The organism is Herbidospora sp. NBRC 101105 (assembly GCF_030269205.1).
Lineage (GTDB): Bacteria > Actinomycetota > Actinomycetes > Streptosporangiales > Streptosporangiaceae > Herbidospora > Herbidospora solisilvae.
Genome location: NZ_BSSX01000009.1, coordinates 249,300 through 273,001 on the forward strand (window position 1 = coordinate 249,300; position 23,702 = coordinate 273,001).

Annotated in this window: 22 protein-coding genes; 14 read left to right on the forward strand and 8 right to left on the reverse strand. The window is 71.6% G+C overall.

Annotated features, from left to right (window positions below; all coding sequences use genetic code 11):
* The first annotated feature begins 5 nt into the window (after positions 1-5).
* The 5 genes from cysD to QSK34_RS33630 all read left to right on the forward strand — a co-directional run bounded on the left by cysD (position 6) and on the right by QSK34_RS33630 (position 4,851).
* Positions 6-920, forward strand: coding sequence for a sulfate adenylyltransferase subunit CysD (gene cysD / locus QSK34_RS33610; protein ID WP_137247626.1), 915 nt, complete (start codon positions 6-8; stop codon positions 918-920).
* A complete protein-coding gene (gene cysN, locus QSK34_RS33615; RefSeq protein WP_285590268.1) occupies positions 920-2,164 on the forward strand; it encodes a sulfate adenylyltransferase subunit CysN in 1,245 nt (414 codons plus the stop codon). The genes cysD and cysN overlap by 1 nt, the downstream gene beginning before the upstream one ends.
* A gap of 121 nt (positions 2,165-2,285) precedes the next feature.
* Positions 2,286-3,179, forward strand: a complete 894-nt coding sequence (locus QSK34_RS33620) for a sulfotransferase (RefSeq protein ID WP_285590270.1) — start codon at positions 2,286-2,288, stop codon at positions 3,177-3,179.
* Between the two features lie 20 nt (positions 3,180-3,199).
* Entirely contained in the window at positions 3,200-4,063 is an 864-nt protein-coding gene (locus QSK34_RS33625) for a glycosyltransferase family 2 protein (protein ID WP_285590273.1), read from the forward strand.
* Positions 4,063-4,851, forward strand: coding sequence for a WecB/TagA/CpsF family glycosyltransferase (locus QSK34_RS33630; protein WP_285590274.1), 789 nt, complete (start codon positions 4,063-4,065; stop codon positions 4,849-4,851). Before QSK34_RS33625 ends, QSK34_RS33630 begins: the two co-directional genes overlap by 1 nt.
* Here the strand turns inward: QSK34_RS33630 and QSK34_RS33635 are convergent.
* From QSK34_RS33635 to QSK34_RS33660, 6 genes are read right to left on the reverse strand one after another with little or no spacing between them, the layout of a single operon-like run.
* Positions 4,844-5,701 (reverse strand): sulfotransferase, encoded by an 858-nt coding sequence (locus QSK34_RS33635; protein WP_285590276.1) that lies wholly within the window; start codon positions 5,699-5,701, stop codon positions 4,844-4,846. The genes QSK34_RS33630 and QSK34_RS33635 overlap by 8 nt on opposite strands.
* Positions 5,698-7,059, reverse strand: a complete 1,362-nt coding sequence (locus QSK34_RS33640) for a lipopolysaccharide biosynthesis protein (protein ID WP_285590278.1) — start codon at positions 7,057-7,059, stop codon at positions 5,698-5,700. Before QSK34_RS33640 ends, QSK34_RS33635 begins: the two co-directional genes overlap by 4 nt.
* Positions 7,026-7,847: a sulfotransferase domain-containing protein gene (locus QSK34_RS33645; protein ID WP_285590280.1), complete on the reverse strand. Its 822-nt coding sequence runs from the start codon at positions 7,845-7,847 to the stop codon at positions 7,026-7,028. The genes QSK34_RS33640 and QSK34_RS33645 overlap by 34 nt, the downstream gene beginning before the upstream one ends.
* Complete coding sequence (locus tag QSK34_RS33650) at positions 7,844-8,734, reverse strand: protein kinase family protein (RefSeq protein WP_285590283.1); 891 nt, start codon at positions 8,732-8,734, stop codon at positions 7,844-7,846. The genes QSK34_RS33645 and QSK34_RS33650 overlap by 4 nt, the downstream gene beginning before the upstream one ends.
* The gene (locus tag QSK34_RS33655) at positions 8,731-9,993 is read right to left on the reverse strand and encodes a hypothetical protein (protein ID WP_285590285.1); all 1,263 of its coding nucleotides are present in this window, start codon (positions 9,991-9,993) and stop codon (positions 8,731-8,733) included. The genes QSK34_RS33650 and QSK34_RS33655 overlap by 4 nt, the downstream gene beginning before the upstream one ends.
* Entirely contained in the window at positions 9,990-11,201 is a 1,212-nt protein-coding gene (locus QSK34_RS33660; RefSeq protein WP_285590286.1) for a YveK family protein, read from the reverse strand. The genes QSK34_RS33655 and QSK34_RS33660 overlap by 4 nt, the downstream gene beginning before the upstream one ends.
* Before the next feature lie 184 nt (positions 11,202-11,385).
* Between QSK34_RS33660 and QSK34_RS33665 the strand changes: the two genes are divergently transcribed.
* Positions 11,386-12,486 (forward strand): glycoside hydrolase family 26 protein, encoded by a 1,101-nt coding sequence (locus QSK34_RS33665; protein ID WP_285590288.1) that lies wholly within the window; start codon positions 11,386-11,388, stop codon positions 12,484-12,486.
* Here QSK34_RS33665 and cysC read toward each other — a convergent pair.
* On the reverse strand, positions 12,375-13,583 hold the full coding sequence (gene cysC / locus QSK34_RS33670) for an adenylyl-sulfate kinase (protein ID WP_285590289.1): 1,209 nt from the start codon (positions 13,581-13,583) through the stop codon (positions 12,375-12,377). The two genes, QSK34_RS33665 and cysC, sit on opposite strands and share 112 nt — an antisense overlap.
* Positions 13,584-13,668: 85 nt before the next feature.
* On the opposite strand from cysC, the gene QSK34_RS33675 reads away from it, so the two are divergent.
* Both QSK34_RS33675 and QSK34_RS33680 read left to right on the forward strand, forming a co-directional pair.
* Positions 13,669-14,163 (forward strand): SigE family RNA polymerase sigma factor, encoded by a 495-nt coding sequence (locus QSK34_RS33675; protein WP_285590291.1) that lies wholly within the window; start codon positions 13,669-13,671, stop codon positions 14,161-14,163.
* Positions 14,160-15,329, forward strand: coding sequence for a hypothetical protein (locus tag QSK34_RS33680; protein ID WP_285590293.1), 1,170 nt, complete (start codon positions 14,160-14,162; stop codon positions 15,327-15,329). The genes QSK34_RS33675 and QSK34_RS33680 overlap by 4 nt, the downstream gene beginning before the upstream one ends.
* On the opposite strand, the gene QSK34_RS33685 is transcribed toward QSK34_RS33680, so the two are convergent.
* Positions 15,326-15,994 (reverse strand): class I SAM-dependent methyltransferase, encoded by a 669-nt coding sequence (locus QSK34_RS33685; protein ID WP_285590295.1) that lies wholly within the window; start codon positions 15,992-15,994, stop codon positions 15,326-15,328. The genes QSK34_RS33680 and QSK34_RS33685 overlap by 4 nt on opposite strands.
* 166 nt (positions 15,995-16,160) lie before the next feature.
* Here QSK34_RS33685 and mfd point away from each other — a divergent pair, with 166 nt between their 5' ends.
* From mfd to QSK34_RS33715, 6 genes are read left to right on the forward strand one after another with little or no spacing between them, the layout of a single operon-like run.
* On the forward strand, positions 16,161-19,643 hold the full coding sequence (gene mfd, locus QSK34_RS33690) for a transcription-repair coupling factor (RefSeq protein ID WP_285590297.1): 3,483 nt from the start codon (positions 16,161-16,163) through the stop codon (positions 19,641-19,643).
* Positions 19,644-19,678: 35 nt separating this feature from the next.
* Positions 19,679-20,284, forward strand: a complete 606-nt coding sequence (locus QSK34_RS33695; RefSeq protein ID WP_161483635.1) for a SurA N-terminal domain-containing protein — start codon at positions 19,679-19,681, stop codon at positions 20,282-20,284.
* Positions 20,285-20,287: 3 nt separating this feature from the next.
* Positions 20,288-21,259: a nucleoside triphosphate pyrophosphohydrolase gene (locus QSK34_RS33700; RefSeq protein WP_285590300.1), complete on the forward strand. Its 972-nt coding sequence runs from the start codon at positions 20,288-20,290 to the stop codon at positions 21,257-21,259.
* A 50-nt stretch (positions 21,260-21,309) separates the two neighbouring features.
* Positions 21,310-22,587 (forward strand): phosphopyruvate hydratase, encoded by a 1,278-nt coding sequence (gene eno, locus QSK34_RS33705; RefSeq protein ID WP_030451960.1) that lies wholly within the window; start codon positions 21,310-21,312, stop codon positions 22,585-22,587.
* A gap of 58 nt (positions 22,588-22,645) precedes the next feature.
* On the forward strand, positions 22,646-23,041 hold the full coding sequence (locus tag QSK34_RS33710; protein ID WP_062440365.1) for an FtsB family cell division protein: 396 nt from the start codon (positions 22,646-22,648) through the stop codon (positions 23,039-23,041).
* The gene (locus QSK34_RS33715) at positions 23,041-23,541 is read left to right on the forward strand and encodes a DUF501 domain-containing protein (protein ID WP_161483637.1); all 501 of its coding nucleotides are present in this window, start codon (positions 23,041-23,043) and stop codon (positions 23,539-23,541) included. Before QSK34_RS33710 ends, QSK34_RS33715 begins: the two co-directional genes overlap by 1 nt.
* Positions 23,542-23,702: the final 161 nt, after the last annotated feature.

Below are 23,702 nucleotides of genomic sequence, written 5' to 3' on the forward strand. Positions count from 1 at the left end.
CCGTTTTGCTTCAGCATGACTACACGACGTCACAGCTTGACGTCCTCGAAGCCGAGGCGATCCACATCATGCGTGAGGTCGCGGCCGAGTTCGAGCGGCCCTGTCTGCTCTTCTCCGGCGGCAAGGACTCGATCGTCATGCTGCGCATCGCCGAGAAGGCCTTCTGGCCGGCCCCGATCCCGTTTCCGCTGATGCACGTCGACACGGGCCACAACTTCCCCGAGGTGATCGACTACCGCGACCGGCGGTCGGCCGAACTGGGGGCGCGGCTGGTGGTGGCGTCCGTACAGGACTCGATCGACGCCGGGCGCGTGGTCGAGGAGACCGGGCGGCGCGCCTCGCGCAACCGGCTCCAGACCACCACCCTCCTCGACGCGATCGAGGAGCACGAGTTCGACGCCGTGTTCGGCGGCGCGCGCCGCGACGAGGAGAAGGCCCGCGCCAAGGAGCGGGTGTTCTCCTTCCGCGACGACTTCGGCCAGTGGGACCCGAAGAACCAGCGGCCCGAGCTCTGGAACCTCTACAACGCGAAGATCCGCAAGGGTGAGCACATCCGGGTCTTCCCGCTGTCCAACTGGACCGAGCTCGACGTGTGGGACTACATCCGCCGCGAGGGCATCGAGATCCCGTCGATCTACTTCGCGCACACCCGCCGCGTCTTCGAGCGCGACGGCATGCTGCTGCCCGACGCCGACGTGGTGCAGCGCGGCGACGACGAGCCGCTGTTCGAGTCGATGGTGCGTTATCGCACGGTCGGCGACATGACCTGCACCGGCGCCGTCTCGTCGAGCGCCGCGACGGTCGACGAGATCATCGCCGAGATCGCGGCCACCCGGATCACCGAGCGCGGCGCGACCCGCGCCGACGACCGCGCGTCCGAGGCCGCCATGGAGGACCGCAAGAAGGAAGGCTACTTCTAATGGACATCCTTCGTTTCGCGACGGCGGGCAGTGTCGACGACGGGAAGTCCACCCTCATCGGGCGGCTGCTGTTCGACTCCAAGGCGATCTTCGAAGACCAGCTTGAGGCGGTCGAGCGCACCAGCCGCGACCGGGGCACCGAATACACCGACCTGTCGCTGCTGACCGACGGCCTGCGCGCCGAGCGCGAGCAGGGCATCACGATCGACGTGGCCTACCGCTACTTCGCCACGCCGAAGCGGAAGTTCATCATCGCCGACACCCCGGGCCACATCCAGTACACCCGGAACATGGTGACCGGCGCCTCGACCGCCGACCTGGCCATCATCCTGATCGACGCGCGCAAGGGCGTGCTGGAGCAGTCGCGCCGTCACGCGTTCCTGACGACGCTGCTGCGGGTGCCCCACCTGGTGCTCGCGGTCAACAAGATGGACCTGGTCGACTACTCCGAGGAGCGGTTCGAGGAGATCCGCGAGGAGTTCACCCAGTTCGCGTCCAAGTTGAACGCGAGCGACCTGACCTTCATCCCGATCTCCGCCCTCCACGGCGACAACGTGGTCTCCCGCTCGGAGAGCATGCCCTGGTACCAGGGCCCGTCGCTGCTCCACCACCTGGAGCACGTCCACATCGCCTCCGACCGCAACCTGGTCGACGTGCGGTTCCCGGTCCAGTACGTCATCCGTCCGCACAAAACCGAGTTCCACGACTACCGCGGTTACGCGGGCCAGGTCGCGGGCGGGGTGCTGAAGCCGGGCGACGACGTCATGCACCTGCCTTCCGGCCTGACCACGAAGATCGCCTCGATCGACACCTTCGACGGGCCGGTCAGCGAGGCGTTCCCGCCCATGTCGGTGACCCTCCGGCTCGAAGACGACATCGACATCTCCCGCGGCGACATGATCTGCCGGCCGAACAACCAGCCGCAGGTCGCCCAGGAAATCGACGCGATGATCTGCTGGATGGCCGACACCACCAAGCTGAGCCCGCGGACCAAGCTGACCATCAAGCACACCACCCGCACCGCCCGCGCGCTGGTGAAAGACCTCCACTACCGGCTCGACGTCAACACCCTCCACCGCGACGAGACCGCCACGAGCCTGTCGCTCAACGAGATCGGCCGGGTGTCGCTGCGCATCACCCAGCCGCTGTTCGTCGACGACTACGCCCGCAACCGGCAGACCGGCGGGTTCATCCTGATCGACGAGGCCACCAACGGCACCGTCGGCGCGGGCATGATCCTCTGAGTTCAAACCGTCGGCTAGGTAGATCCTTGAGCGTTCGGTGAACGCTTAGTTACTCTCCGCTGTAGCGTCAGCACGTTCCGTATCCACTTCGGGGGTCGTGCACGTGTCTGACGCTCAGCCGATGATCTTTGTTGGAGGGCTGGGGCGCAGCGGGACGACGCTGCTGGAGCGCCTTCTGGGGGAGCTTCCCGGTGTCGCGCCGCTCGGCGAGGTCGTCCATCTGTGGCACCGGGGGGTGCACGCCGACGAGCCATGCGGTTGCGGCCGGCCGTTCTCCCAGTGCCGGTTCTGGCACGAGGTCGGTGACCGCGCCTTCGGGGGCTGGCGCCCGGCCAAGGCCGACCGCCTGCTCGAACTGCGCAACAAGGTCGACCGCACCCGTCGCGTCCCGGTCTTCGTGCTGGGCCTGATCAGCCGCGAAGCCCAGCTCACCGAGTATGTCGCCGCGTATCACCGCATCTACGCGGCGGCGGCCGAGGTCGTCCGGGGTCAGGTCGTCGTCGACTCCAGCAAGCACGCCTCGCTGGCCTACTGCCTGTCGGCCATCCTCGACCTGACCGTCGTCCACGTCGTGCGCGATCCGCGTGCGGTGGCCGCGTCGTGGCGGCGCAAGGTGGCGCGGCCGGAAGACGGCCGGCCGATGGCCCGGTGGTCGCCGGCGCGCACCGCCGTCCACTGGTTCGTCCAGAACCTCGCCTACGAGGTGCTGCGCGGCAAGGGTGTGCCCATCGTGCGGGTCCACTACGAGGACCTCGTCGAGGAACCGGCCGACACGCTGCGTGTGCTGGCCGGCAAGCTCGGGCTGCCCGACGACCACGAGGCGCTCGCCTTCATCACCGGCCGCACCGCCCGGCTCGGCGTCGCCCACACCGTCTCCGGCAACCCGATGCGCTTCCACGTGGGCCGCGTGCGCTTCCGCGACCGGCGCCCCGACCTGCCCTTCCCCCATCGCTGGGCGGTCACCGCGCTGACGTTCCCCCTTCTTCTCTGGTACGGCTACCGCCTCAATTACTGACCTACCGATCGGAGGCAACGATGACCTCGACCGTCGGCGTCGTCATCCCCACCCGTGGTGACCGTCCCTTGCGAGCGACGATCGATGGCGTGCTCGCGAACCGCCCGGCCGCCGTCGTGGTCGTGGTCGACGGGGCGCCGTTAGATTCCGTCGACGACGACCGGGTGAAGGTGCTGCCCAACTGCCTGAGCCCGGGCCTGCCGGGGGCGCGCAACACCGGCATCGCGGCGCTCGGCACCGACCTGGTGGCCTTCTGCGACGACGACGACGTGTGGCTGCCCGGGAAGCTCGACGCCCAGGTCGGCCTGCTCCGGCGGACGGGGGCGGAGTTCGCGAGCTGCGGCATCGAGGTCGAATACGGCTCGCGCCGGGTGCCCCGGCTGGCGGGGGCCGCCGAGATCACCGCCGCCGACCTGACCCGGTCGCGCATGGCGATGGTGCACGCCTCCACCTACATCTTCCGGCGTGGCGCCCTCTGGGTCGACGAGAGCGCGCCCGCCGGGCAGAACGAAGACTGGGACCTGGCGTTGCGCGCGGCCAAACGGCGGCCGATCGCCCACGTCGACCGGCCGCTCGTAAGGGTGCGGTGGGGCAGGTCCCACTTCGCCACCCGCTGGGCCGACCGGATCAGCGGCCTGGAGTGGATGCTGGCCCGGCACCCCGAGATCGCCGACGACGCCCGCGGCGCGGCCCGTGTCTACGGGCAGCTGGCCTTCCACCACGCCGCGCTCGGGCGGCGCAAGGAGGCCCGGCGGTTCGCCGCGCTCGCCTTCCACTCGCGGCACCGGGAGCCCCGGGCGGCGCTGGCGCTGGCCGTGGCGGCCGGGCTCGTCTCGGCTCCGGCCGTGCTGAGCGCGCTGCATACCCGCGGCCACGGAATCTGATGCGCACGCGCATCGTCGCGCAGCCCAAACGGCGGCGCGTCTCCGTGGGCGGGGTGGTCATCGACCGGCTGACCGAGATCGAGGTGGTCGACCGGGTGATCGGGGCGATCCGGCGCGGGTCGGGCGGGCATCTGGTGACGCCCAACGTGGACATCTGCCGGGCGTGCGCGCGTGACCCCGCGCTGCGCGCGCTGGTGCTGCGGGCCTCCATCGCGGTGGCCGACGGGATGCCGCTGGTGTGGGCGACCCGGCTGCTCGGCAAACCGGTGCCGGCCCGGATCACCGGGGCCGACCTGATCTGGTCGCTCTCCGAGGCGGCCGCCTTCTACCGGGTGCCCATCTACCTGCTGGGCGGGCCGCCCGGGGTGGGCGACCGGGCCGCCCGCGCGTTGTGCGAGCGCTATCCCGGGTTGTCGATCGCGGGGGTCGACGCGCCGCCGTGCGGCTTCGAGGAGGACGCCGAGCAGTTCGCCGCCGTGCGCGACGCGCTGACCTCGGCGCGTCCGCTGCTGGTGTTCGTCGGGCTCGGGTTCCCGAAGCAGGACCTGCTCATCGAGCGGCTGCGGGGCGACCTGCCCGAGACGTGGTTCGTCGGCTGCGGGTCGGCCATCGCGTTCGCCGGGGGCGCCGTGGCGCGGGCGCCCGTCTGGATGCGGGACCGAGGGCTGGAGTGGCTGTTCCGGCTGCTCAGCGAGCCGTCGCGGCTGGCCCGTCGTTATCTGGTCGACGACCTGCCGTTCGCGGTGCGGCTGCTGACCGTGTGCGCGGTGCGGCGGCTCTTCACCTGAGGGTCAACCGGCTGACCCTCTCGGCGTCGGCGGCGGACAGGCGCGACCTGGCCGCCGCCGTTCTGCTGTCGGTGGGACGGAAGGCCGTCTTCGAGGCGCCCCGCCAGGCGAAGCCCGCCTCCTGGGCCGGGCCGGTGCACGACCGGGTGATCGTGGCGGCCGACCGGTCGGTCCAGGGGATGCCGCACCATTCGTACAGGCTCCGGAAGCCGAAGTGCGGATCGGCGGCCAGCGCCTCATAACCGACCACGCGGATGTTGGGGTGGCGCATCCGGAGGACCGACTCGTGCGCCGCCTTCCACAGGGCCGCCGCCTTCGCCAGCCGGTCGGGCGGCGTGCGCGCCAGCGCCGACAGGTGGGGGTGGTCACGCAGGAGGAGGGGCTGACCGAGCAGGTCGGCCGGGTTCGCGGTCCAGCCGAGGTGCTCCCAGCTCCCGACGAAGGTGACCGGATCGCGGACGAGGATCACCACCCGGCAGTCGAGCCGGTCGGCGAACCACTCGGCCGACCAGAGGGCGAACGGGTCGTCGAGGAGGGCCTTGCGGCCGGTCAGGCGGCCGTAGGCGAACGATGTCGCATATTTCAGGAAACGGGCGGGCGACGGGGGCCAGGGGAGTTCGGCGTGCCAGCGGAACCTCAAGCGCAGCGTGTCCTGGAACGGCTTGAGCCAGGCCGCCTCGTTGTCGCGGCAGATGTACTGGAACCGGTGCTCGACCTCGGCGTTCAGCACACCACGGTAGGGGCGTTCGGGGTTGAGCGGCTCGTTGACGTACACGAGCTCGCCGGAGGCGCAGAGCATGCGGCCGGCCCACGAGGTGCCGCTGCGGGGCAGCCCGGTGACGAGGATCATGCCGTCGCCCTGGCGACCTGGGCGAGCGGCAGCAGGTTCTTCACGAGCATCCCTCCCGCCCAGCCGAGCGCCGCGCCGAACGCGCCGTAGGCCGGGACCAGCAGCAGGTCGAGCCCGACCGTGACGGCCAGCGCGGCGGCGACGTTGCCGAGACTGGCCCTGGTCCGGCCGGAGGCGATCACGACCACGTCGGCCATGCCGCAGGCGGCGGCGACCATCATCGTGACCGCGAGCACGACCGCGACGTCGGCCGCATGGGCGTAGCCGTCGCCGAAGACCTGGAGGATCTGCGGCGCGAACAGGGCGTACCCGATCCAGAACGGCCAGGTCAGGGCCATCTGGGTGCGGGCCGCCCGCCGATGGAGGGCGCGCGCCGCCCGCGGCTCCCCCTGGGCGAACTTCCTGACCAGCTCCGCCTGTACGCCCTGCGCCAGCCCCTGCCCGACGAGCTGCCCGACCACCTTGAAGCGGGTCGCGGCGACATAGAACGCCGCCTCGGCGGGCCCGGCGAGCAGTGCGACGATCACGACGTCGAGCCGCTGGAAGACGGCCTGGAGCGCGGCGGCGAGCGACCGGGGTGAGGTGTGGCTCCAGAACTCGCGCCACGTCACCCGGGTGCCGACGCCCCGCAACCTGAGGGCGGCGAGCACGACCACCGGAACCGCCGGGACGCCCCAGGCGACGACGAGCCAGGGGGCGGAGAGCCCGGCCGCCAGCGCGCCGCCCACGAGAAGGAGCTGACCGGCCGGTTGCACCAGCCCGCTGAGCAGCAGCGTCTCCCGCATCGCGCCGGTGCCCCGCGTGGCGGCCACCAGGACGTCGGCCACCACGACGAAGGGCAACACGAGGGCGAGCGCGGGCTCGGCGCCGGTGAGGACGACGGAGGCGAGAAGCGCTCCGGCGACCACGGGAAGCAGCGCCACCACCAGCAGTGGCCGGCCGTCCGTCGTCGCTTGCTCGTCTGGAGGGGCCACGGGCACCCCGCCGGTCGTGCGCCGGACAGTGACGAGTGCCTGCGCCGCGGCTCGGTGGGCACCGCTCGTCTCGATTCGGTCGGCGACCGCAGCGTGCTGATCCCGGTCGCCGGCCCTGTGGCGGGTGGTCGGGCGCTCGCTGATCAGCTCTTCGCATGGCCGGCGGGCGCGGAAGTAGATCAGGCCGTTGCCCGTGTCGAGGCGTAACACCCCCGCCAGCATCAGGCCCAGCGCCGTCGTGGTGAAGAACGCGCCCGCCTCCGCCGGGGGCAGCGTGCGGGTGATCAGCAGGGTGACGGCGAACTGGGCGGCCGCGCTGGTTCCGGCTCCCGCCAGTCCCGCCACCGACCTCAGGCGCGCCATGAAGGGGTCGCGTCGAGCCACGACAGCAGCAAAGCGTCCCACGGCAGGAAGTGCTCCGACAGGCGGGTGCGCAGGTCGCGGGGGATCGGCGCGTAGGTCCGGGAGTTGTGCCGGTCGAAGACCGGGTCGGCCGCCGGGGGGAGGCCGAGGAAGGCGAGCAGGTCGTCGTAGACGGGCATGGGGTCGGCGAAGAAGCGGCCGCTGTCGATCACCTTGACGCGGTCGCGCGGGATCAGCGGTTCGAGGCGGGCGAGCTGCTCGGCGTAGCGGCCCCGGGCCAGGTAGGCGTGGTGGCGGTGGGCGTGGCTCGCCGACAGCGGGGCCGCGCACAACCGGGCGCTCTCCCCGGCCAGGCGTTCGGGCTCCAGCTCGACGGCGCGGGCGAACGAGGGCTCCGACTCGAAGCCGCGGGCCAGCTCGTGCGCGTGGGCCGAAATGGCACGTTCCACCGGATCCCGGACCAGCACGACCAGCTTCACGTCGGGCAGGTCCCAGGCGATCCTCGGCCCGGCCAGCGGGTGGAACAGGTAGTAGGGGGACGACTCGAACGCCAGCATGCCGGTCCGCCGCAGCGGGAAGTGCGCCCGATACCAGGCCAGGCCCCGGCCGTAGGCCATGTCGAAGTAGTGCACGCCCTTGCGCAGCACCGGCTTGGCCACCATCGGGTGTTGCGACAACGCCCGGTAGAGCGAGGTCGTGCCGCAGCGCTGCGCGCCCACGATGAGGAACGACGGGAGCATGCGGGCGCCCCCGGTGAGCCGCCCCGCCGTGATCGACACGGCGTGGGCGGTCGTCTTGAGGGCGTTCACGTCAGGGGTTCCAGCCCGTCGACGGCGGGGTTCAGCCACCGCGCGGGCGAACCCAGCGGCTCGTGGCCGTCGGCGCGGTGGCGTTCGGCGAGGGTCATCAGGTAGGCGGCGGCGGTCACCCGCGCCTCTTCGTAGGAGATCCCGTAGGGCTCCAGCAGCCGCCCCGACTGCGCCACGCACGCCTTCGCCGCCGCCGCCGGGCGCATGCGCCGCAGGGCCGTCTGGAAGAAGTAGTGCAGCGTGTCGAAGCCCGCCGGCACGCCGGTGCCGAACCGCTCCCAGTCCCAGACCAGCAGCCGGTCGCCCATCGGGGCGACGTTCCACGGCGAGAAGTCGCCGTGCCAGGCCCCCTTGCCGAGGGCGGCGATCTCCTGCGCGGCGGCGGCGAGCAGGTCGGCCGACGGCTTCCCTTTCGTGACCGGGAGCGGCGTCAGCACCAGCACGTCGAGGTCGCGCCACATCCCGTGGTGCAGGACCTTGGGCGCGACGACGACGTCGAACGGGTGGCGGGCGATGGCGCGCAGCGTGTCGGCCTCGTGGCGGATCAGGTCTCTGGTGTGCGGCTGGTCGCCGATCTTCACGAAGGCCAGGAGGCCGGCGTCGCCGTACAGCTCCAGGATGGGTTTGCGGTTGGCGCGGCGGGCGGGGCGGACGTGCAGCGTGGCCCGCACCCGGCGGCCGAGCACGTCGCCGAGGTGGGTCTCGATCGTGTCGGGCCCGTCGGGGACCAGCACCCGCCCGCCGACATGCCATGGCGCGCGCGGCACCAGCCGCCGGGGGACGAGCCGGCTCGGCACCAGAGTCCGGGCCGAAGAAGTGGTGGACGGCGGGAACAGCAAGGAGATCACCTCATCCAGGTAGCGCAGACGTATGCGGAAGTCCTTCACGTCGCGTTCCGCCACAGGACCGCGAACGAGATCAGATAGAGGGTCAGGGCACTGACGAGGCCGTCGTAGATGAACATGTAGAAGAGGACGAGGAGCATGACCAGGCTCCCCGCCTGCCCGATCGGCGACCGATCATGCCAGTGCCGCCTGACCGCCCCCGCGAAGAAGGCGACGTAGAGCGCCGCCCCGGTGAACCCCTGGGTGATGAGCAGCAGCCAGAGCTGCCCGTCGGAGCCCAGCGGCGGATGCCCGCACGACCGGCACCAGTCGGTCCGGCCGGTGGTGACGGTGCGGTGGTTCCCGAACGCGTTGCGGGTGTTGCCGTAGCCGATGATCGGCGAGGTGGCGGCGACCTCGACCGTGGTGGCGACCGTGAAGGCGCGGATGTCGTTGGAGTGGGGCCGGTCGACCCGCGCGGCCACCACCTGGCCCAGCGGCGAGAACACGAAGGCCGCCGCGGTCACGGCCGCGAGGGTCAGCAGGGCCGCCCGGTTCCGGTTCCTGACGATCAGGTACGCGATCCCGATGGCGATCGCGGCCCAGAGCCCCCGGTTGAGTGAGTGCACGATCGGCACCGCCGCCACCACGATGACGCCCGCCGCCACCGTCCTCCGCACCGGCCCGCCGTAGACCCACCAGCCGACCACGAACCAGACCAGCAGGATCGAGACGTTGCCGCCCCAGGCGTTGGCCCACTCGAACGGCGCCTCCGGCCGGGGGGCCGGGTGCCCGAGGACGTACTGGATCTGCGCGGCGGTCGGGTGGACGAGGTTGGTGACGAAGGCGTGGTCGGGGAGCAGGTGCTCCATCGGCGCGGTGAACTCGAACCGCGGCGCGAGGACTCCGAGCACGCCACCGGCCACGGCGGTCAGGAAGAGGATCCCGAGCATCCTGACGAGGGCGAGCTGGGGGAGCTCCTCCTTGGTGAGGTTGCCCAGGTAGAGCACGACGACGAAGAGCGCGACGTAGACGGTGAGCCGCATGGCCCAGCCGACGACCCGGCCCATGCCGAACTCGCCGTAGGTCCCGGCGGGCGTCGCGTCGAGCATGACCGCACTGATGAGATAACCGACGATGAGCAGCGCCCACAGGCCCATGCCCCGGGGGATCCGGATCGGCCGCCGCAACCACAACACGACGGCCATGGGCACGGCGACGACCACGATGGACAACCCGCCGAACCCGAGGGCCCACCAGACGGGGTAACCCACGAGGAACGCCGCGATCGGCCACGCGGCGGGCGCCGGCCGCCAGGTCACAGCAGGTCTCGGCGCTGTTGGGGAATGTCGACCGTCGGGGGCTGCTGCGACCGCAACGCGTCGACCGCGAGCGTCCCCGGGGCGCCCGCCGGGTCGACCGCGATCACGCCCAGGACGTCGACGCCGCGCCGCTTCAGCGACTTGGCCGCGCGGATGACCCACGGCGCGCGGATGCGCCCCAGGGCCACGGCCAGCACGGCCGCGTCGGTCGGACCGGCCGTGACCAGGAGGATGCCGCCGCCCGGCGGGAAACCCTCCTCCAGCGTCCACGCCACGTGGGCCGGTTCGACGCCCAGGCCCTCGACCAGCACGCTCCGGTGCCCGGCCGCCGTCACCACCGCGGCGAACTCCTCGCCCTGGGGAAGCAGGGCGAGGTTCGTCAGGCGTTCGACGTCGGCCGGGGTGCGGAGGCGGAGATCGGAGCGGTCTCGGGCGAAGGCCGCTCCCACGCCGAGCAGGATGCCGGCGAAGAGGCCGCCGCCCACGTACAGGGCGGGTCGCGGTTCGCTGGCCGTCTCCGGGGGAGACGCGGGGGTGATCACGGTCCCGGGGGTGACCGCGGTGGTCTTCAGGACGTCGTACCGGAGGGTGAGGGCCGTCGCCTGACGGGTCAGCACGGTCTGCTGGTGGGCGGCCAGGGCACGTTGCGGGCTGCCCTTGGGGTGCCGGGACATCGTCACCAGCGCGGTGCTGAGCTGGCTGTTGACCAGGCGGAGCTTGGCCAGGACGGCGCGCCTCTGCTCGGTCAGCAGCGCCTCGGCCGAGGCCCGGCGGTGGGCCAGGTAGGCGTCGGCGAAGGCCTGCGCGCCCTTGGCGGCCCCGGCGGCGTCGGGCCAGGTGAACGAAATCCGAAGAATTCCCGAATTAGGCGGCACATCAACGGAAACCTGCCGCCGAAGGTCCTCGGGGTCGCCTCCGATAACGCGTGACGCATTCGTCGCCACGACGGATGATTGTGCGATCTGCGCCTCGGTGTCGAGATTGAGAGCTTCGCGCTGCCGGGCGGTCACCACGTTCTGCGGCTCCCCCAGCCCGGTCGGGGCCACCTGCACGTCGGCCACCCCGAGGTAGGCCGTCGGAGCCCGCCACAGCAGCCCGACACCGCCCATGACGCCCAGAAACAGGCAGGTCAAGGCGACGATCCAGCGGCGGCGGAACACGGAGCCGTACTCCGCGAGATCCCGGCTGTGCGGCGGTGGCAGGCTCATGTCGGTCTCCGATGGGGGTGAAGCGACTACGAACCCTAGCCGGGTGCGGTGATTACCCCGGTGCTAATTACAGAATTTCTGCTGGCGAATCACGGAACAATAACGGCGATTCGCCGGACATGTCGGAGCTGCGTTCTGGAAAAGGAGGCCACATGTTCTCCCCCGGCAGTGGAAAGGTGAATCCATGCGCTGGGCAATCACGGTGGTCGTGTTGATGGTGGCGGGCTGCTCCCTGGCTTCGGGAGCCGCCGAGCGGACGGTGCCGAAGACGGCGCCCAAGACGGAGCCGCCGATCGCCGCGCCCTGCGCCGTCACCGGCGTGCTGATCCCCACCTGCGGCGCCTGGTGGGGCATCGCCCCCGAGGTCTTCACCGGCCGGGGCCCCACTCGCGGCCTGGAGCGGGCCGAGCAGCGTATGGGCCGCCGGGCCGACATCCTGCACGTCTACCACCGCGCCGGCGAGCTGTTCCCGACCGAGGAGGAGCGCGCGCTCGCGAAGGACCGGCTGCTGCTGGTCAACTGGAAGCCGTCACTGCGCCATACCTGGGCCGAGATCGCGTCGGGCGCGCTCGACCGGCGCATCGACAAGCTGGCCGCCCACATCTCGGCGACCTTCCCGCAGCGGTTCTTCCTGACGATCCACCACGAACCGGAGAACGACGTCCGGCCCGCCGAGGGCATGGCGGCCGACGACTACGCCGCGATGTTCCGCCACGTCGTGCTGCGTCTGCGCGAGAAGGGCGTCACCAACGCGGTCACCGTCATGACCTACATGGGCGCGCCCAACTGGTCGTCGGCGTCGTGGTTCGAGCGGCTCTACCCGGGCGACGCGGTGGTCGACTGGATCGGCGTCGACCCCTACGCCGACGACCGTGTCACCGACTTCGCCTCGCTGGTCGACAAGCGCCGCCCCGACCACCCGCGGTGGCCGGGCTTCTACCGCTGGGCCCAGTCGCGCTTCCCGGCCAAGCCGATCATGGTGGCCGAATGGGGGGTCTTCGAGCGGCCCGGCTTCAAGGCCGCCTTCTTCGACTCAGTACGCCGCCAGATCGCCGCCTACCCCCAGATCAAGGCCCTGGTCTACTTCGACTCGCCGTGGGCGCCCCGGGGCGACACGCGGTTCGACACCACGCCCGAGGCCGCCGAGGCGTTCCGGCGGCTCGGGCGCTCGCCCTACCTGACCCAGCCGCCGGTCGTGAGGGCGTTCATCACCAGCGAGACCGCCCGCTCGACCGGCAGGCCGGTGGTGTCGATCTCCAGGTCGGCGTCCTCCGGCTCGTCGTAGGGGGCCGAGACCCCGGTGAACTCGGGGATCAGCCCGGCGCGGGCCTTGGCGTAGAGGCCCTTGCGGTCGCGGCGCTCACACTCCTCCAGCGGGGTGGAGATCCACACCAGCAGGAAGTCGGCGCCGACCTCCTCGGCCATCTCGCGGGCCTCCTCGCGGGTGTGGGCGTGCGGCGCGATCGGGGCGCAGATGGCCAGGCCGCCGTGCCGGGCGACCTCGCTGGCGACGTAGCCGATCCGGCGGATGTTCAGGTCGCGGTCCTCGGCCGAGAAGGTCAGCCCCTTCGACAGCAGCCGCCTGACCACGTCGCCGTCGAGGTAGGTGACCGTGCGGCCGCCCTTCTCCAGCAGCGCGTCGCGCACCCCCCGGGCCACGGTCGACTTGCCCGACCCGGAGAGCCCGGTGAAGAACAGCACCAGGCCGCGCCGGTGGGGCGGCCCTGGAATGCGGACCGGGGCCGGGCCGGCGTAGTGCTCGGTGGCGCCGTAGTTGCGGGCGACGTGCTCGCGCAGTTCGAGGTCGATCTCGACGTCCTCGCGCGGCGCCAGCGGGACCGCCACCACCTGCGACCCGGGCAGTTCGGCCTGTGCCTTCAGCGCGGCCCGCACCACGGCGGGCCCGGCCTCGCCGAAGACGAGCGGCATCAGCAGCACCGTCGCCTCCAGTTCCTCGGCCGTGGCGGCGACGTCGGCCAGCGCCGGGGCGTCGAGCGGGCCGCGCATCGTGACCGCCAGCACCTCGCCGTCGAGCTTGACCTCCCCGGGGCCGCGGCGCAGCCGCGCGAACGGCCCGTAGACGGGCGCGCCCAGCGCCTCCACCGGGCCCGCCGCGTGATGCCCGTCGCGCTCGGTCACCGTCATGACCGCCAGCGCGGCCCCTTCGGGATCGGTGAGGGTGACCTGGTCGCCGACGGCGATCTCGTCGGGCAGTGCGATGGTGACGGGGTCGGGCCACGGGGTGCCGTCGGCGAGCGTGCCGGTCTCGGCGACCGACGCGGCGTCGGCCTTGCCGAGGAAGCCGGTCAACGGCGCGAACGCCCCCGAAAGGAGCAGTTCGAGGTCGGCGAGTTCGCGGGCGTCGGGGGTCCAGTCGGTCATGGCGGTCGATTATCCGATCTCGGCAGGCATAGGAGGAGCCGCACGGCGGCGTCATAAAGGCTGACACATCTTCTGGGAGGTGACCGTGGACTCGGCAGCAGAACTGCGTTTCCGCGAGTTCGTGGCCGCCCGGTCACCCGCGCTGATGGGCCTGGCCTACCTGCTCACCGCGGGCGACCAGCACGCCGCGGAGGACCTGGTGCAGTCGTCGCTGGTCCGTGCGCTGGGCAGATGGTCCGGCGTGACCGACCCGGAGGCCTACGTGCGGCGGGTGATGTACCACCAGCATGTCAGCCTGTGGCGGCGGGCCTGGCGGCGGCACGAGACCACGGTCGCCGAACTCCCGGAGACGGGCGGCGACGACGGCACCCGCACGGTCGAGTTACGCCTGGCCCTGCGCGAGGCGCTGGCCACCCTCACCCGCAGGCAGCGCGCCATGCTCGTGCTCCGCTACTACGAGGACCTGCCCGAGGAGGAGATCGCCCGCCTCATGGGCTGCTCGGTCGGCACGGTCCGCAGCACCACCCATCGATCGCTGGCGAAACTGCGCTCCGCCGACCTCAGGGAGCTCACCCGATGAACGAGGACACCATGATCAAGGAAGCCCTCCGGGACTGGGCCCAGGAGGTGCGCGTGCCCGCCGACCTGGCCGAGCGCGCGCTGCGGACCCGCAGGAGGCGGCGGCTCGGCTTCGCCGGGTCGGGCGCCGTCCTGGTCGCCGCCGCCGTCACGGCCGTCGTCACCCTGCTGCCGGGCGCCTCGCCCGAGCGCACCATCGTGGCCGAGCGGCCCACGACGGCCGCCTCGCCGGCGCCGACGACCGTCCACACCGACACCGAGAACGACCCGCCGGTCAACCTGATCGCGGCCGGGCCGTGGGCCGTGGGCTCCTACTACTCGACCGAATGGGCCGACACCGGCCGGGGCACCGAGACCCTCCGCTACACGTGGAGCGTCTACGACCAGGGCGAGGGCCGCTACGTCCGCACCCCCTACCAGTGGGTCGACGTGCTGCCCGGCATGGGCCTGGCGGCCGTGCTCGTGGGCGACCTGCCCTCCCGGGGGCTCGGCCTGGTCGACCTGAAGACCATGATGTTCACCCGCTGGTGGGACCTGGAGGACGCGGCCGGTTCGGTCTTCTGGTCGCCCGACGGCTCGAAGCTGGTGCTCACCACCTACAGCGGGCCCCCCGACGAGAAGAAGTGGCTCGACGCGGAGCGCACCAGCGCGGCGGGCCTGCCGCGGTCGCGCACCGGCTTCTACGTGATCGACCCCAACGCCGGAACCCGGAACTGGCGGCCCCTCCCGCCCGACCCCGACGCCCTGAACGGACGCGACGACCTGCGCTGGGACGACGACAGCACCCGCCTGTGGACCGCCACCGGGGGCGGCGGCCGGTGGCTCTACGACACCGAGGGAAACCGCCTCGGCACCGACGAGGACCACCCCCGCCGCATGAACGAGGCGGGAGTGTCTCCCAACGGCAGGCTGCGCGCCGGTCCCGCCGGGTTGCCCACCAGGGTCACCGACGTCGAGACCGGTGAGGTCGTCGGCCGTCAGCGGATGCTCCAGCTCTGGGCCTGGGTCGACGACGACCACCTGATCGGGCTCGGCTGCGCCCGCGACTGCGACGACGAGTTCGACAGCGCGCTGGTCATGGTGAGCGTCGACGGGAAGGAGACGACGCGACTCGCCTCCTACCGCGACTCACGCACCTCGTGGCGGCCGGTCCTGGTGCGCCGCTAGAGGATCCGCGCGAAGTGGTTCCTCGGCCTGCGCACGATCAGCGTCACCTCGTCGTAGACGGGGTCGAGCTTCCCGCGCGACAGGGCCGCCACCGCCCGGCACACCGTCTCGACCAGCTTCCCGCGTGGGCCGAGACGGGCCGGGCCGGTGGTGTCTCCCCGGTCCTCGGCGATCATCAGGCCGCGCATCAGGCAGTAGGCGCGCAGCCCCTCTCGCGAGCAGACCGGTTCGTAGACCGCCGGCAGCGGCTCGCCGAACCGGCTGCGCAGCCAGCCGGGCAGGAGCCGGTCGACGAAGCCGTAGGCCGACTCCCGGTCGCGGATCCGGATGAGCAGCAGCCCGCCCGGACGCAGGGCGTTGACCATGCGGTCGAGGATCAGTTCCGCGTACTGCACTCTTTCGAGCAGGAACTCCACGCAGACGATGTCGAACCCGCGTGGCGTCATGGGCACCGAGCGGAGGTCGCCCAGGGCGTAGACGTGCAGATCGGGACGTTCGACCGTGTGCGCGCGAAGGATGGGCCGGTCCTCATCGACCCCGGTCACCCGGCAGTCGACACCGCCGAGCTCCAACGGTTCGCCCCGGCCACACCCGGCCACCAGGACGTCGAGCGGCTTGCCGGGCGTCTCCGCGGCGCGTTCGCCGATGATTTTTCCGAAAGACATGTCACAAAGCGTAGTCATCCGCTCACCGAATCAGGTCGCATCATGGGCGAGTCGCGCGCGCAGTAGCCTTGTGAGGTATCCCCGGTCCCGATCAGGTTCCGGGTCGTCCGCGTGCCGTCGACTCGTCCGGCAGGCGGCTGTAGTTACTTACGTGGGGGCCCGCGGCATGACACTTTCCGGACTTCTCGACCTCGTCGCAGCGCAGCCAGAGCTGGCCGAGGCGCTCAGCCAGGAGGTGACCGGCGCCGATCTGATCGCGCCGACCGCCCTGCGGCCGTTCGGGGTGGCCGCCGTGGCGCGCACCCGTCCCGTGCTCGCCGTGACCGCCACCGGGCGCGAGGCCGAAGACCTGGCCGCCGCCCTCACCAGCCTGCTGCCCGAGTCGCAGGTGGCCGTCTTCCCGGCCTGGGAGACCCTGCCGCACGAGCGCCTGTCGCCGCGCAGCGACACGGTGGGCCAGCGGCTCGCCGTGTTGCGGCGGCTCGCCCACCCCGTCGCGGGCGACGCGACGGCCGGGCCGCTGCGCGTGGTGGTCGCGCCGGTCCGCGCGGTCCTGCAGCCCATCGTGGCGGGCCTGGGCGACCTGGAGCCGGTACGCCTGCGCCCCGGCGACGACGCCGACCTCGAAGACGTGGTCGCCCGGCTGGTCGAGAACGGCTACCACCGGGTCGACATGGTGGAGAAGCGCGGCGAGGTCGCGGTCAGGGGCGGGCTGCTCGACGTGTTCCCGCCGACCGAGGAACACCCGCTGCGGCTGGAGTTCTGGGGCGACACCGTCGAGGAGATCCGCTGGTTCAAGGTCGCCGACCAGCGCTCCCTCGAAGTGGCCGAGGGCGGCCTGTTCGCCGCGCCGTGCCGCGAGTTGCTGCTCACCCCCGACGTCCGCGACCGTGCCCGCGAGCTGGCCGAACGCCACCCGGCGCTGGGGGAGATCCTCGGGTCGCTGGCCGACGGCGTGCCGGTCGAGGGCATGGAGGCGTTCGCGCCCGTGCTCGCCGGCGACATGGACCTGCTGATCGACCACCTGCCGCTGCGCGCGGCGGTGTTCGTCTGCGACCCCGAGCGCATCCGGGGCCGGGCCGTCGAGCTCGTGCGCACCAGCCAGGAGTTCCTGGAGGCGTCGTGGATCACCGCCGCCGCCGGGGGAGAGGCCCCGATCGACCTCGACGCCGCCGCCTTCCGCACCCTCGACGAGGTGCGCGAGCACGCCGGTGAGCTGGGCCAGCCCTGGTGGTCGATCGCGCCCTTCGGCGACGGCCTCGACCTGGGGGCCCACGACGTGGAGGCCTACCGGGGCGACACCCAGCGGGCCCTCGGCGACATCAAGGGATGGCTCGGGGCCGGGCGCTCGGTCGTGCTGATGAGCGAGGGCCACGGGCCCGCCGAGCGCATGGTCGAGCTGCTCAAGGGGGTCGACGTCGCCGCCCGGCTGGTCCGGTCGATCGACGAGCCGCCGGGCCGCGACGTCGTGCAGGTCACCACGGGCCGGCTGGAGCACGGCTTCGTCACCTCCGGGCTGGCCGTGCTGACCCACCTCGATCTGGTGGGGCAGAAGGCGTCCACCAAGGACATGCGGCGGCTGCCGAGCCGGCGCCGGAACATGGTCGACCCCCTCCAGCTCAAGATCGGCGACCACGTCGTCCACGAGCAGCACGGCGTCGGCCGCTACATCGAGATGGTCCAGCGCACCGTCCAGGGCGCGACCCGCGAATACCTCGTCATCGAGTACGCCAAGGGCGACCGCCTCTACGTCCCGACCGACCAGCTCGACGAGGTCACCCGTTACGTCGGCGGCGAGTCCCCGACCCTCAACCGCATGGGCGGCGCCGACTGGGCCAAGGCCAAGACCCGCGCCAAGAAGGCCGTCAAGGAGATCGCGGGCGAGCTCATCCGCCTCTACTCCGCCCGCATGGCCTCCCCGGGCCACGCCTTCGCGCCCGACTCGCCGTGGCAGCGCGAGATGGAGGACGCCTTCCCCTACGCCGAGACCGGCGACCAGCTCGAAGCCATCGACGAGGTCAAGCGCGACATGGAGCGCGCCGTCCCGATGGACCGGCTGATCTGCGGCGACGTCGGCTACGGCAAGACCGAGATCGCGGTGCGGGCGGCCTTCAAGGCGGTCCAGGACGGCAAGCAGGTCGCCGTGCTGGTGCCGACGACCCTGCTCGTCCAGCAGCACCTGTCGACCTTCGGCGAGCGGTTCGCCAACTTCCCTGTGACCGTGCGGCCGATCTCCCGCTTCCAGACCGACGGCGAGGTCAAGGACACCCTCGAAGGGCTCAAGGCGGGCGGCATCGACGTCGTCATCGGCACCCACCGGCTGTTCTCGCCCGAGGTCAGGTTCAAGGACCTCGGCCTGATCATCGTCGACGAGGAGCAGCGGTTCGGCGTCGAGCACAAGGAGGCGATGAAGCACCTCCGCACCCAGGTCGACGTGCTGGCCATGTCGGCGACCCCGATCCCGCGGACCCTGGAGATGGGCCTCACCGGCATCCGCGAGATGTCGACCATCCTCACCCCGCCCGAGGAGCGCCACCCGATCCTGACCTTCGTCGGGCCCTACGACGAGAAGCAGATCGCCGCCGCGATCCGGCGTGAGCTGATGCGCGACGGCCAGGTGTTCTTCGTCCACAACCGGGTGCGCAGCATCGACAAGGTCGCCGCCCGCCTGCACGAGCTCGTGCCCGAGGCACGGGTGGCGGTCGCCCACGGCCAGATGAACGAGCAGCAGCTCGAAAAGATCATGGTGGGCTTCTGGGAGCGCGACTTCGACGTGCTCGTCTCGACCACGATCGTCGAGTCGGGCCTCGACGTGCCCAACGCCAACACGCTGATCGTCGACCGGGCCGACAACTACGGCCTCTCGCAGCTCCACCAGCTCCGCGGCCGTGTGGGCCGAGGCCGCGAGCGTGGCTACGCCTACTTCCTCTACCCGCCGGAGAACCCGCTCACCGAGACCGCCCACGAGCGCCTCGCCACGATCGCTCAGCACACCGAGATGGGCGCGGGCATGTACGTCGCCATGAAGGACCTGGAGATCCGGGGCGCCGGCAACATCCTGGGCGCCGAGCAGTCGGGCCACATCCAGGGCGTGGGCTTCGACCTCTACGTGCGGATGATGGCGGAGGCCGTACAGGAGCAGAAGAACAAGCTCTCCGGCGAGACGGTCGCCGAACAGCCCGACGTCAAGGTCGAGCTCCCGATCAACGCGCACATCCCGCACGACTACGTCACCAGCGAGCGCCTGCGGCTGGAGGCCTACAAGCGGATCGCCGCGATCGGCACCGAAGACGACATCGCCGCCGTGCGCGACGAGCTCACCGACCGCTACGGCCGCCCGCCGCAGGAGGTCGACAACCTGCTCGAAGTGGCCCGGTTCCGGATCAGGGCCCGCAAGGCGGGGCTGACCGACGTCCAGCTCATGGGCGCCAACATCAAGTTCGCCCCGGCGGCCCTGCGCGACTCCCAGCAGGTGCGGCTCCAGCGGCTCTACCCGAAGGCCCTGCTCAAGCAGGCCACCGAGACGCTTCTGGTGCCGGTGCCGAAGACCAAGCCGATCGGCGGGCAGCCCCTGCGCGACCTCGACATGCTCCGCTGGTGCGGAGACCTGGTCGAGGCGCTCTTCCTGGAGCCCAACCGAGTAAAGTAACTGCGCCGAACATCTGGGACCTGGAGGGGTCGTCTGTGAAGCTCAAACTGGCCGCCGTGGCCGTCGCCGCAGGGCTGGCGCTTACCGCGTGCAGCGGGCCGATCCAGGCCGGTTCGGCCGCCACGGTCGGCGACCACCGCATCACCACCGCCACGCTCGACGAGAACGTGACGGAGTTCCAGAAGGCGCTGGAGAGCGCGAAGATCCCGCCCGACCAGTTGCAGCAGCTTCCCGGCACGGTGACCCAGGCGGTGCTGCTCCAGCTCGTCAACGTCAGCCAGTTCAGCCAGCTTGAGAGGCAGAACGGCATCACCGTCTCCGACGGCGAGGTCGACGCCTTCTACGCCAGCAACAACGGCCAGGCCGCCGTCGACCAGATCCTCCTCCAGCGCGGCGTGTCCCCGCTGCTGGCCCGCGACTGGCTGAAGGTCTCCATCGGCTCGGAGAAGCTGGCCGCCAAGCTCGGCGGCGGCACCGGCGAGCAGCAGATGGCCGCCGGTCAGCAGAAGATCAACGAGCTGGCCGGCAAGATCCCGGTGACCTTCAGCCCCCGCTACGGCAAGTTCGACCCGTCGCAGGGCTGGTTGCCGAGTGACCGCTTCGGCACCGCGCCGGCCGGCAACGGCGCCGCTGCGGGCTGACGCGTGCCCCTGATCGTCGTCACCTCCTCGCCCCGGGTCGCCCCCGGGATCCTCAGCGCTCCCGCGTGGGAGGCCCTGCGGGCGGGGAAGGTCTTCACCGGTTCCGCCGACCATCCGCTGCTGCCGTTCGTGCCCGGAGCGGAGGTCCGCGACGACCCGGCCGCCATCGCCCGCGAGTCGGTCACCGCGACCCTGGTCTGGCTGGCCGCGCAGGACGGCGACGAGGCGTTCTTCCGCGCCGTCGGCCACGCGGCGCTGGCGCTGCCCGACCCGCCGGAGATCGAGGTCGTGCCCGGCTCCTACGACCTGCCCGGCGCCCGCCTGCTCGACATGGTCGCCGTCATGGACCGGCTGCGCCGCGAGTGCCCCTGGGACGGGCGGCAGACCCACGAGTCGCTGATCCCCTACCTGGTCGAGGAGTCCTACGAGGTCGTCGAGACCATCGAGAACGGCGACCTGGCCGGGCTCCGCGAGGAACTCGGCGACCTGCTGTTCCAGGTGGTCTTCCACGCCCGGCTCGCCCAGGAGCGCGGCGACGAGGGCTGGGACGTCGACGACGTCGCCGACGCCATCGTGACCAAGCTGGTCCGGCGCCACCCCCACGTGTTCGCCGACGTGAGCGTCGACGGGGCCGAGACGGTGGCGGCCAACTGGGAGGAGATCAAGAAGGCCGAACGCGCGGCCAAGGGCGAGTCCGAGTCGGCGCTGGCCGGGGTTCCGATGGGCCAGCCGGCCGTGTCCCTGGCGGCCCAGCTGCTGCGGCGCGCGTCCCGGGTGGGCGCTCCCGCCGAGCTCGCCGAAGGGCCCTCCTCCCCGGGGCAGCGGCTCTTCGACCTCGTCCGCGAGATCCAGGCCGCCGGAGACGATCCGGAGGCGGCGCTGCGGCAGGCGGCCCGCGACTACCGGGCCAGGGTCGAGGCCTGGGAGCGAGGCTCCGTCTCGGATGGTGGACAGATGGGCGTTACCGGCGAGTAGGCGTCGATAGGCTCTTGTCGCAAACTGTCTTTCGACTTTAGGAGTGCTTCGTGGCTTCCATCGAGGCCGTTCACGCCCGCGAGATCCTCGATTCACGGGGTAACCCCACCGTCGAGGTCGAGGTCCTGCTCGAAGACGGCAGCACCGGCCGGGCCGCCGTCCCGAGCGGCGCCTCCACCGGGCAGTTCGAGGCGGTCGAGCTCCGTGACGGCGGCTCCCGCTACAAGGGCAAGGGCGTCGAGAAGGCCGTCCTGGCCGTCACCGACGAGATCCAGGACGAGATCCTCGGCATCGACGCCGAGGAGCAGCGCATCATCGACCAGGTCATGATCGACCTCGACGGCACGCCCAACAAGGCCCGCCTCGGCGCCAACGCCATCCTCGGCGTCTCGCTGGCCGTCGCCAAGGCCGCGGCCGAGTCGTCCGACCTGCAGCTGTTCCGCTACGTCGGCGGTCCCAACGCCCACGTGCTGCCGGTCCCGATGATGAACATCCTCAACGGCGGCGCCCACGCCGACTCCAACGTCGACATCCAGGAGTTCATGATCGCGCCGATCGGCGCGGCCACGTTCTCCGAGGCGGTCCGCATCGGCGCCGAGACCTACCACTCGCTCAAGTCGGTGCTCAAGGAGCGCGGCTACGCCACGGGCCTGGGCGACGAGGGCGGCTTCGCCCCCAACCTGCCCAGCAACCGCGACGCGCTCGACCTGATCCTGGTCGCGATCGAGAAGGCCGGCTTCACCCCCGGCACCGACATCGCGCTCGCCCTCGACGTGGCCGCCACCGAGTTCCACAACGACGGCGTCTACACCATCGACGGCAAGGGCCTGTCGGCCGAGGAGCTCGCCGCCTACTACGAGGACCTGGTCCGCAGCTACCCGCTGGTCTCGATCGAAGACCCCTTCGACGAGGAGGACTGGGCGGGCTGGAAGACCCTGACCGACTCCATCGGCGGCAAGGTCCAGATCGTCGGCGACGACCTGTTCGTCACCAACCCCGAGCGGCTCCAGCGCGGCATCGATAGCGCCACCGCCAACGCCCTTCTGGTCAAGGTCAACCAGATCGGCACCCTGACCGAGACCCTCGACGCCGTCGACCTGGCCCACCGCAGCGGCTACCGCTGCATGATGAGCCACCGCTCGGGCGAGACCGAAGACGTCACCATCGCCGACCTCGCGGTGGCCGTCAACGCCGGCCAGATCAAGACCGGCGCCCCGGCCCGCTCCGACCGCGTCGCCAAGTACAACCAGCTCCTGCGCATCGAAGAACTTCTCGACGACGCCGCCCGCTACGCGGGTCGCAAGGCGTTCCCGCGCTTCCAGGGCTAAGTTTTACCGGTACGGCCCGTGTCCGCCCGGCGCGGGCCCTACCGGAAGCGAGGTTCAGATGGCGAAACGACCGCAGCTCACCGGCCGGGCCGCGATCCTCGCGGTCGTGGTCTGCGCGATCGCGATGAGCCTGGCCTATCCCGTGCGCGAGTTCCTCGCCCAGCGGCGGCAGATCACCCAGCTCGAACAGCAGCAGGCCAAGGCCCTGGCTGACCTGCGCTCGCTCGAAGAGGAACGCAAACGCCTCGAAGACCCCGAATACATCAAGCGCGAGGCCCGCGAGAAGCTTCACTTCTGCGAGCCGGGCGCCCACTGCTACGGGGTCCTCGACGACGGAACGAAGACATCCGCCTCGGCAGGGCAGCGCAAGGCCGCCGTCTCGCCGTGGTACATCTCGCTCTGGCAGTCGGTCGAGTCGGCCGACCGGGGGCAAGGCAAGAAAATGGGGGGATAGTGTCCGGGGTCAGTCCAGACGACCTGGCGGCGGTCGAGGCACAACTGGGCCGTCCGCCGCGCGGCGTGCGCGCGGTGGCCCACCGATGCCCGTGCGGCCTGCCCGACGTGGTCGAGACGTCGCCCCGCCTCCCCGACGGAACCCCGTTCCCGACGACCTTCTACCTGACCTGCCCCCGGGCCGCATCGGCGATCGGCACCCTCGAGGCCGAGGGCCTGATGGCCGAGATGCGCGAACGCCTCGCCGCCGATCCCGACCTGGCCGCCCGCTACCAGGCCGCCCACGACGACTACCTGGCCCGCCGCGACAAGGCCGCCGCCGAAGACGGCCTCGAACCGCTCCCGCGCGGAACCCAGACGGCCGGCGGCATGCCCGACCGGGTCAAGTGCCTCCACGCACTGGTCGGCCACGAACTCGCCGCCCCGGGCACCAACCCGTTCGGCCGCGAAGCCCTCGACGCCCTCCCGGAGTGGTGGGCCGACGGCCCCTGCGTCTGCTGAAAGTCGATTTCTTCCGTTACGGCTCCGCCCACCCCGGCACCGCCCGCCGTCGCCGGATCGGTCCCGCCTCCGGCGCCGACCGCCCGCTTCCGCTCCAGCCGCGACGGGTCCCCGTCGACCGCCTCGGAAGTGGAGGACCAACGGCGACGTTGATCGCCCGG

Bases quoted from the DNA above. Each gene is read 5' to 3' on its own strand.
- mfd (WP_285590297.1), top strand. From the start codon at position 16,161: ATGACACTTTCCGGACTTCTCGACCTCGTCGCAGCGCAGCCAGAGCTG.
- QSK34_RS33660 (WP_285590286.1), bottom strand. From the start codon at position 11,201: ATGAGCCTGCCACCGCCGCACAGCCGGGATCTCGCGGAGTACGGCTCC.
- QSK34_RS33630 (WP_285590274.1), top strand. From the start codon at position 4,063: ATGCGCACGCGCATCGTCGCGCAGCCCAAACGGCGGCGCGTCTCCGTG.
- cysC (WP_285590289.1), bottom strand. From the start codon at position 13,583: ATGACCGACTGGACCCCCGACGCCCGCGAACTCGCCGACCTCGAACTG.
- QSK34_RS33685 (WP_285590295.1), bottom strand. From the start codon at position 15,994: ATGTCTTTCGGAAAAATCATCGGCGAACGCGCCGCGGAGACGCCCGGC.
- QSK34_RS33680 (WP_285590293.1), top strand. From the start codon at position 14,160: ATGAACGAGGACACCATGATCAAGGAAGCCCTCCGGGACTGGGCCCAG.
- QSK34_RS33625 (WP_285590273.1), top strand. From the start codon at position 3,200: ATGACCTCGACCGTCGGCGTCGTCATCCCCACCCGTGGTGACCGTCCC.
- QSK34_RS33635 (WP_285590276.1), bottom strand. From the start codon at position 5,701: ATGATCCTCGTCACCGGGCTGCCCCGCAGCGGCACCTCGTGGGCCGGC.
- QSK34_RS33710 (WP_062440365.1), top strand. From the start codon at position 22,646: ATGGCGAAACGACCGCAGCTCACCGGCCGGGCCGCGATCCTCGCGGTC.
- QSK34_RS33620 (WP_285590270.1), top strand. From the start codon at position 2,286: ATGATCTTTGTTGGAGGGCTGGGGCGCAGCGGGACGACGCTGCTGGAG.
- QSK34_RS33665 (WP_285590288.1), top strand. From the start codon at position 11,386: ATGCGCTGGGCAATCACGGTGGTCGTGTTGATGGTGGCGGGCTGCTCC.
- cysN (WP_285590268.1), top strand. From the start codon at position 920: ATGGACATCCTTCGTTTCGCGACGGCGGGCAGTGTCGACGACGGGAAG.